Origin of the sequence: Longimicrobium sp. (assembly GCF_035474595.1) — a bacterium.
Lineage (GTDB): Bacteria > Gemmatimonadota > Gemmatimonadetes > Longimicrobiales > Longimicrobiaceae > Longimicrobium.
Genome location: NZ_DATIND010000067.1, coordinates 19808 through 28180, shown reverse-complemented (window position 1 = coordinate 28180; position 8373 = coordinate 19808). Strand labels below are relative to the sequence as shown.

Annotated in this window: 7 protein-coding genes; 1 reads left to right on the top strand and 6 read right to left on the bottom strand. The window is 72.8% G+C overall.

Going from position 1 to position 8373, the window contains the following annotated elements:
- Nucleotides 1-176: 176 nt before the first annotated feature.
- From VLK66_RS12015 to VLK66_RS12000, 4 genes are all read right to left on the bottom strand, one after another.
- Nucleotides 177-410, bottom strand: coding sequence for a hypothetical protein (locus VLK66_RS12015; protein WP_325309662.1), 234 nt, complete (start codon nucleotides 408-410; stop codon nucleotides 177-179).
- A gap of 195 nt (nucleotides 411-605) precedes the next feature.
- Nucleotides 606-2216, bottom strand: a complete 1611-nt coding sequence (locus tag VLK66_RS12010) for an alpha/beta hydrolase family protein (protein WP_325309661.1) — start codon at nucleotides 2214-2216, stop codon at nucleotides 606-608.
- 331 nt (nucleotides 2217-2547) lie between these two features.
- Complete coding sequence (locus VLK66_RS12005) at nucleotides 2548-3192, bottom strand: SdpI family protein (protein ID WP_325309660.1); 645 nt, start codon at nucleotides 3190-3192, stop codon at nucleotides 2548-2550.
- Nucleotides 3189-3461 (bottom strand): autorepressor SdpR family transcription factor, encoded by a 273-nt coding sequence (locus VLK66_RS12000; protein ID WP_325309659.1) that lies wholly within the window; start codon nucleotides 3459-3461, stop codon nucleotides 3189-3191. Before VLK66_RS12000 ends, VLK66_RS12005 begins: the two co-directional genes overlap by 4 nt.
- A 595-nt stretch (nucleotides 3462-4056) precedes the next feature.
- On the opposite strand from VLK66_RS12000, the gene VLK66_RS11995 reads away from it, so the two are divergent.
- Entirely contained in the window at nucleotides 4057-5388 is a 1332-nt protein-coding gene (locus VLK66_RS11995) for an APC family permease (protein ID WP_325309658.1), read from the top strand.
- Nucleotides 5389-5752: 364 nt separating this feature from the next.
- On the opposite strand, the gene VLK66_RS11990 is transcribed toward VLK66_RS11995, so the two are convergent.
- Complete coding sequence (locus VLK66_RS11990) at nucleotides 5753-7951, bottom strand: PAS domain-containing sensor histidine kinase (RefSeq protein ID WP_325309657.1); 2199 nt, start codon at nucleotides 7949-7951, stop codon at nucleotides 5753-5755.
- A gap of 34 nt (nucleotides 7952-7985) precedes the next feature.
- Entirely contained in the window at nucleotides 7986-8258 is a 273-nt protein-coding gene (locus VLK66_RS11985) for a hypothetical protein (protein ID WP_325309656.1), read from the bottom strand.
- Nucleotides 8259-8373: the final 115 nt, after the last annotated feature.

Here is an 8373-nt window from a genome sequence, read left to right as displayed (position 1 = left end):
GGGCGCCCCACCCCTGTGTACATCCGCGGCGGCGCCGCGTTCCGTGCCTCCCTACGGGCGCGGCGCCCGCCCGGTTGCAGGTGCATGGACCGCGCTGTCGTATAGACAGATGTTTCGATGTCCAAGCAGGCGCAAGGGTTTCATCGCCGGCCGGAAAGACCCGGCCGGGAGACGCCTCAGACGTGGTCGGCCACGCCCTTCAGCCCGGCCTGCCGCGCGCAGTTGGCGCAGCAGAAGATCTCGTTGTTTCCCTCCACGCCGTGCCCGATCACCTTGCAGCCGCAGTGCGCGCACACCGGCGCCAGCTTGTGGATGGCGCATTCGAAGCTGTCGAACACGTGGCGATTCCCCGCCGCGATCACCTCGAACGACAGGTAGTAGTCGTTCCCGCACACCTCGCACTTCGCCATCTTCCCCTCCCCCGGCCGGTTGCCATCCTCCCCACTGCGGACGGGTTAGCTGCGCGGCGGGAAGCGTGCCAGCGACGCGTCCTCCTCCCTCAAACAAACAGCATCACCCGGAGGAGCGGAGGAAACGGAGAAGGATCGAACTCCTCCGTTTCCTCCGTTCCCTCCGTGTGATGCCGTCTTTTCCCTTGGCGATGTTCAGCGTCGTCCGAGCTTCGCCACCAGCCAGTCCGCCAGCGCGCCGAGGACCTGCGGGTCCACGCTGCCCGAGGGGAGGCTGGCGTAGCCGGAGGGCATTCCGCTCGGGTCGTGGACCATCAGGTGGTTCAGCTCCGGGAAGACGCGCACGGTCACGTCGCGGTTGCCGCCCGCGCGGATGGCGGCGGCCAGCTCCGGCGCCTGGTCGGCCGTCACCTGGCGGTCGGTGGCGCCCTGCAGGATGAGCACGGGCTGGCGCACGCGGCGCGCGGTGGGGAGCGGATCGTACTCCAGGAACCACTTCATCCACGGCAGCACGGCGGCCATCGAATCCACCATCACCCTCCCCTGGCGGTACGTGGAATCCCGCTGCGCCTGCGTCAGGCTGGTGTCCGCGTCCAGCGGCGTGCGCAGCTGGTACTCCAGGATGCGCCGCCCGCCGCGGCTGGGGCCGGCGATGAGCACGGCGGCGCGCAGCCGCGGGTCCGCCGCCGCCACGATGGGCCCGATGATCCCGCCCTCGCTGTGGCCCACGACGGCGATGCGGTCGGGGTCGATCTCCGGGCGCGTGCGCAGGTACGCCACCGCCGCGGCGATGTCGGTCGCGAAGTCGGCCGAGGTGGCGGTCGCGGCGTCGCCCTCGGAGGCGCCGAAGCCGCGGTCGTCCATCCGCAGCACGGCGATGCCGCGGCGGCCCAGCGTGTCGGCCACCTGCCGGAAGATGCGGTAGCCGCGCACCATGGGGATGGCCTCGTCGCGGTCCTCCTGCCCCGAGCCGGTGATGGTGACCACGGCGGGGACGCGGCCGCCGCGCTCCCTGGGCAGGGTGAGCGTCCCCGCGAGCCGGAAGCCGCCGGGGTGCGGGACGCGCACCTCCTCGGCGGTGTACGGCGCGCCCGCGGGGGCCGAGTAGTCCGGCCGCGGCATTCCCAGCGAGCCGGGGTTGGCCACGCGCTCGATGACCAGCTGCTGCGAGGAGACGGAGGCGCCCAGCAGCCGCCCCGCCGCGTCGGTCCGCGCGCGCGCCTCGACGGTCCCGATGGTGACGACCACGCTGTCGGCGCCGGTCCGCCGCACCCGTGCGGGCACGGCCTGCGTGGTGCCGACCACGAAAACGGGGACGCTGGCGCTGTCGCCGCCCATCGCGCGCGCCCGCATCATCACCTGCTCCAGCAGCAGCGCGGACGGGTTGACGATGGGGACGGCGCCGCGCGCGCCGTGCACCGTCTGCACCAGGTGCTGCGGGCCGGCGTCGATGGTGGTGCGCGCGCTGTCGCCCATCCACGCGACGGTGATGTGCTGCTGCGGCGGCACCGTGTCCGACGCCCCCGTCCAGGCGCGCATCTCCACGCCGGTGACCGAGGCGTCCGGCGAGGTCCGCAGCTGGTAGACGACGCGCGCGCGCCCCTTCACGCCCAGCTCCACGTCCACCCCCGCAGGCGTGCGGGTGAAGCGCTCGACCGCCTGCGTGTCCGCGCCCACGCGCAGCACGAACGCGCCGCGGTCCGTCGCCTGCGCCCGCGCCGCGCCCGGCGCCATCGCGATCGCGGCGGCCGCGGTCATCACGACGACCGCGGCCGTCACGATGCGGGCCATGCGTCTGGAGATCATGTTCGGATCATCCCGTTGGGTGTTGGCTTCGTGACTCCGTCTGGTCGTGCGCGCAGGGTCTGGCGGTGCGTTTCCGATGCGCCCGCGCCGCCCTCTCCCCGCGCCTTGGAGCGCTCGCCCTCTCCCGTTCCGGGCGAGGGGGCTGTCCAGCATCGGCGCGGCCTGCAAACTATGCTCGCGCATATACTTCCCCGTGCCGGTGATGCGGGAAAGCTACCTCTCCCGGTACGGGAGAGGTGGACGGCCTGAGCCGGCCGGAGAGGGCGCGATGCCGGCGAGCGCGCCTACTGCCATCCCCATCCCCATCCTCATCCTCATCGCCATCCCCGGCTCACCCCGCGCGGTGGGCGGACTCGCGGCGCCAGGCGACGTAGGAGTAGACGACGGGCACCAGCCCCGCCGCGCCCATCGCGGCGATGGGAACGGCGGGGCAGAACGGCTCGGGGAGGAACGCCGCCGCCGCGACCGCCAGCCCCGCGAGCACGAACACGCGCCCGCCCACGCGGTGCGTCTCGCGCCAGACGCGCTCGCTCTCCAGCGTCCACGGTGTGCGGATACCCATCCACCAGTTGGAGCGGATGCGCGGCAGGTAGTTGCCGATGGCCGCCAGGAACAGCCCCATCCCCACCAGCACGGACCGCGTCATGTCGAGCTTCCACCCCAGCGCCGAGCCGAGCGCCACCGTCTGGATCCACCCCAGGAACAGCACCACGAGCATGACGATGAGGCCCATCTCGTCGCGGAACTTGTCCCAGTGCGCGCGCCGCGGGTCGATGCGCGGCAGCAGGTGCAGCAGCAGGGCGATGCCGGTGGCGATGGCGGGAAAGAGGAAGGCCGACGCGGGCCCGCCCCAGCCGTCGGCCTGTCCGCGCACGTTCCAGTGCGTGGGGATGCGCGCCGGCAGCCGCGGATAGGCCACGGCGGCGAAGACCCAGAGCGCCGCGAGCAGCGCGGCGGTGATCCAGCGGTTCTTCATGGCTCCCTCCCGGTTCCGAAGAGCTCCATCATCTCCTGCAGGAACTCCTGGAAGACGGTGCTCTCGAGCGAATAGATGAGGCTGCGGCCGTTGCGCTCGGCCTTCACCAGCCCCGCGTCCTTCAGCACGGCCAGGTGGTGCGACACCGACGCCGCGGTCATGGGAAACCGCGCGGCGATCTCGCCGGCCGCCAGGTCGCCCTTCCGCAGCGCCTTCAGGATCTCGCGCCGCGTAGGGTCGGCCAGCGCGCGCATGGTGGTGTCGAGCATCCGCCCCGCAATCCGACGTTTAGACCATCGTCTATTAGACGTACGTCTAAATGTTAGGGGCGGTTTCACGGCAGGGCAAGGGAGATGATAACTGGGAGAAGATGGAGATGCGGGGAGATGGCGAAGCCTGCGGTGCGTTTCCGACGCCTCGCGCCCTCTCCCCGCGCCTTGGAGCGCTCGCCCTCTCCCGTTCCGGGCGAGGGGGCGGCCCTGGCGTCGGCGCGGCCTGCTGCCTTCGGCCCGCACCCAAGCTTTCGGCGTGACGGATGCCCGGGAGGGCGGGCAGGATGCATCCCATTCTGCACCAATGCTGTCCAGCTACCTCTCCCGGTACGGGAGAGGTGGACGGCCTCGGCCGGCCGGAGAGGGCGCGAGGCGGCGGACGCGCACGAGTGCCTGTCCCCCGGCCGAACCCGCCGTCCGTCACCTCGCGCCCGCCATCACCGCGCTTGTGATCCCCCGGCCGCGCAACCACATTCGTCCCACCTTCCGATCTCCATCTCCATCCCCACCCGCATCCCCGCCCGCCGTGTCCGCCACCGCACCCGCCGCAGACGCATCGCCGCGCTCTCCGTCATCTCCCAGACCGTCGCTGGTGCGCGGGCTTACGCTGCTGGGGACGGTGGCGCTGTGCGTGGGGAACATGGTGGGGACGTCGGTCTACACGCTGCCGGCGTCGCTGGCGCAGGCGGTGGGGCCGCTGGGGACCGTGGCCTGGGCGGTGACGGCGGCGGGATACCTGTTCGTGGCGCTGGTCTACGCCAGCCTGGGCGCGCGCTACCCGCTCACCGGCGGCCCGTACGTGTTCGCGCGCGAGGCGTTCGGCGAGTACGCGGGGTTCCAGGCGGTGTGGAGCTACTGGATCAGCTGCGTGATCGGCAACGCGGGAATCGTGACCGCCGTGGTGGGCTACGCGGTCGGCTTCTCGCGGCCGCTGGCGGAGAGCGTGGGGCTGCAGTTCGCGCTGGCGCAGGCGCTGCTCTGGGGGCTGTGCCTGCTGAACGTGCTGGGGGTGAAGCAGAGCGCGCGGCTGCAGATCGCGGTGATGTGCACCAGCGCCATCCCCATGCTCGTGGTGTCGCTGGCCATGCTGCCGCACGCGCGGATGGCCAACTTCGCGCCCTTCGCCCCGCACGGCTGGGGATCGCTGGCGGCGGGCGCCGCGCTGGTGGTGTGGGCGTACAGCGGCGTCGAGTCGGCCACCGTCCCCGCGGAGGAGGTGCGGGAGCCCGGACGCACCATCCGCCGCGGCACGCTGCTGGGGTACGCGGTGGCCACCTGCATCTTCCTGGTCGCGGCGATCGCGGTGACGGGGGCGCTGCCGAACGCCGAGATCGCGGCCAGCGCGCGACCCATCGCCGTGGCCGCGGGACGCACGCTGGGCGGGTGGGCGGAGACGGCGATCGGCGTCTTCGCCATCGCGGCGGGGGTGGGAACGCTGAACGGGTGGATCCTGATGTCGGGGCGCATCCCCTTCACCGCGGCGCGCGACGGGATCTTCTTCCGCGGGCTGGGGCGGGTGCATCCGCGCTTCCGCACGCCGCACGTGGGGCTGGTCGCGGGAACGGCGGTGTCCAGCGCGATGCTGCTCCTCTACTTCTCGCGCTCGCTGCTGGGGGTGTTCAACTTCATCGTGCTGCTGGCGGTGCTCACCACCCTCATCCCGCACCTGTACGCCGCCGCGGCGGAGATGATGCTGGCCCGCCGCGACCCCGCGCGCTACACCCCGCGCGAGCGCCGCCGCGCGCAGACCGCCGGAGGCATCGCCTTCGTCTTCGTCCTCTACACCGTCTACGGCGTGGGGCCGGAGGTGGTGCTCTGGGGCTTCCTGGTCCTCCTCGCCGGCACCCCGCTCTACATCTTCTTCGCCACCCGGAAGCCCGAGGGCGCGGCCACCATCCCATCTCCCGCGCCGCCGTCGTCCTGAGCCGTCCCCGCGCTGCGCGCATCCAGGAAGGATGAAAGGAGATCGGCCGTGAGCGCCGATGCCACGGAATGAGCGGATCAGCCTCGCGCGGTTTGCGAGGCTTCCCGTCGTTGTTGCTGCGACTTCAGTCGCCGGTGAGGGAGCCGGGGCGACTTCGCTGAAGCAGGGGAAGCCCCGATGCATCTCCCTGGCTGACGTGCGAGGACGCTATAGATCCTTCGGCCTGCAAATGCCTGCGCGGATGCCGGTTGCGGTGTGGCCGGCCTCAGGATGACGTCCCCTTTGGTCTCTTTGCACATGAGAAACGGAGGCAGCGGAGAAATCCTCCGCTGCCTCCGTTTCCTCCGTGTGAACCCTTCCGTTCTCAGCCGTCGCCCTGCTGCGTGGGGAGGGTGAAGAAGAAGGTGCTGCCGCGCCCGGGCGAGCTGTCCACCCAGATGCGCCCGCCGTGCGCGTCCACGATCCCCTTGGCGATGGCCAGGCCCAGCCCCAGCCCCAAACCGCCGCCGCGCTGTCCCTGCCAGAAGCGCTCGAACAACCGCGGCAGGTCGTGCGGATCGACCCCCGGCCCGGTGTCGGCCACGTAGAAGCCGACGGCCGCGTCGCCGCTGCGCGCCGCGCCGATGGTGACCGAACCCCCGCCGGGCGTGAACTTCAGCGCGTTCCCCAGCAGGTTCGACAGCACCTGCAGCAGCCGCGCGCGGTCCGCGCGCACGTCGGGAACGTCGGCGCCGGCGTCCACCGTCAGCGCGATCCCCTTCTCCGAGGCCAGGCCGTGGTACATCTCCGCCGCGGCGTGCATGGCCTTGGCCGGCTCCACGCGGTCCAGGTGCAGCACCCGCGCGCCCGACTCCAGCGCCACCACCTCCACCAGGTCGTGGATCAGCGACCCCATCTGCTCGGCGGCGTTGCGGATGGTGCGCACCTGCTGCCGCTCGCGCTCGTTCCAGCGCTCGGCGTCGCTGTACTCGTCCAGGATGATGGCGGCCAGGAGCACCGCGTTCAGCGGGTTGCGCAGGTCGTGGCTGACCACGGCCAGCACCTCCTCGCGCGCCCGGGTGGCGGCGCGGGCGGCGTGGTAGAGCCGCGCGTTGTCCACCGCCAGCGCCGCGCGCCGCGCGATCTCGCCCGCCAGCGCCAGGTCGTCGGGCCCGTACGCCTCGCCGGGGCCGCGGACCAGGGTGATGACCCCCAGCGTGCGCCCGCGCGCCTGCATGGGCACCACCAGCGCCGACTCGGCGCCCATCGCCCGGGCCTCGGAGCGCTGCACGGGGTCGGGGAAGGCGGCCTCCAGCACTTCGTCCGTTCCCGCCAGCAGCGCGGGAAGGCCGGTGCGCAGCGCCACGCACACGGGGTTGGGCCCGGCCGGGTCCAGCGGCACGCGGTGCAGCGTTTCCTCCAGCGGCCCGCCGAGCGCCGGGTCGGCGTGGGCGATGCCGCAGGCGCCCAGGCGGCCGTCGTCGTGCACGTGCACCACGCACCAGTCGGCCACCCGCCCCGCGGCGGCGCGGGCCAGCCGGCGGAGCATCTCCTCCACCTCCAGCTCGCCCGAGAGCGCCTCGCCCACGGCGGCCAGCAGGTGCTCGCCCGCCTCGCTGCGGTGGCGCTCCTCCACGTCGTGGAAGAACACCGAGACGCCGTCGCCCGTGGGAAAGGCCAGCAGCTCGATCCACCGCCCCAGCTGCGGCGAGAGCACCTCCACCCGCTCCACGCGGCGCCCCTCCATGGCCCCGCGCAGCGCCGGCTCGGCGGGCGAGCCGGCGGCGTCGGGAAACGCCTCCCAGAAGCCGCGCCCCAGCAGCCCGGCGCGCTCGCGCCCCCACAGCCGCTCGGCGCTCCCGTTCACGTAGGTGAAGCGCCACGCCGGGTCCAGCGAGTAGAAGCCGTCGGTGGTGGCCTCGAGCACCGCCGCCAGCCGCTGGTGCGCCTCCTCGGCCGAGCGGCGGGCGGCGTGCTCGGCGGCGGCGCGGCTTTCGGCCTCGTCGGCGCGGCGGCGCTCGGTCACGTCGCGCAGCAGCCAGCGCAGCGCGGGGCCGTCAGGCCCCGGGTGCGCCGCCGCCTCGACCGTGCAGGCCACGCGCACCGGGTCGCCGTCGCGAGGAACCAGCGTCACCTCGAAGCTGTCCACGCGGTGGCCGCGGGCGGCGCGGTTCACCTGCTCGCGGAAGCCGCGCACCTCGTTCCGGGCGACGAACACCGAGAGCGGCTTGCCGGGAAACGAGCGCTCGGCCACCGCCAGCAGCGCGGCGGCCGCGCGGTTGGCCTCGCGCACGGTGCCGTCGGAGCCGGTGACCAGGTAGGGATCGGGGGCAAAGTGGAAGAGGTCGGCGTAGCGCTGGCGCTCGGCCTCGACCAGGAGCTGCGTGGCGGCCAGCGTCTCGTTCTGGGCGCGCAGCTCCTCGTCGCTCACCTCCAGCTCCTCGAGCGCCGCCAGCAGCTCGTCCACCGCCTCGCCCAGCACGGAATCGCCCGCGCGGCCGGATTCCTCCACGCGCCGGCGGAGAACGGCCACGCGCGCGCGCGCGTCGTTGATGCGGGCCTGGAAGGGAGGCTCGAAGTTCATTCGGTCAGGTTCCTGCGTGCACGTCCGAACGGAATCACCGTGCCAGGTCCGCGAACGCCGCCGCGGGGATCGGATGCTCGGAGCCCGCCGCCGCGACGGCGCTGTCCATCTCCCCCGGCTCCAGGGGGTCCACCGTACCGCCGGGGAACGGGGGCGCCGCCGCTGCGGCTTCGCGCAGCCGGTCCATCCGCGACCACAGGTGGCGCCGGAGCGCCTCGACCCGCTCGATCCGCTCCCGGATCTGCGCTCGCCGCGCGGCGACCATCTCGTGAAGGGTGTGCAGATCCTGGCGGCTGATCGTATCCATCCGTCCGGGCGGTTCGGGGCCGGGGAGAATACCGGCAGAGTCGACGCAAAGCATGATGCAGCAGAAGATTGCAGCTTACCGGAGGAAACAAGTGGACGCCATCGGGAGGATGAGA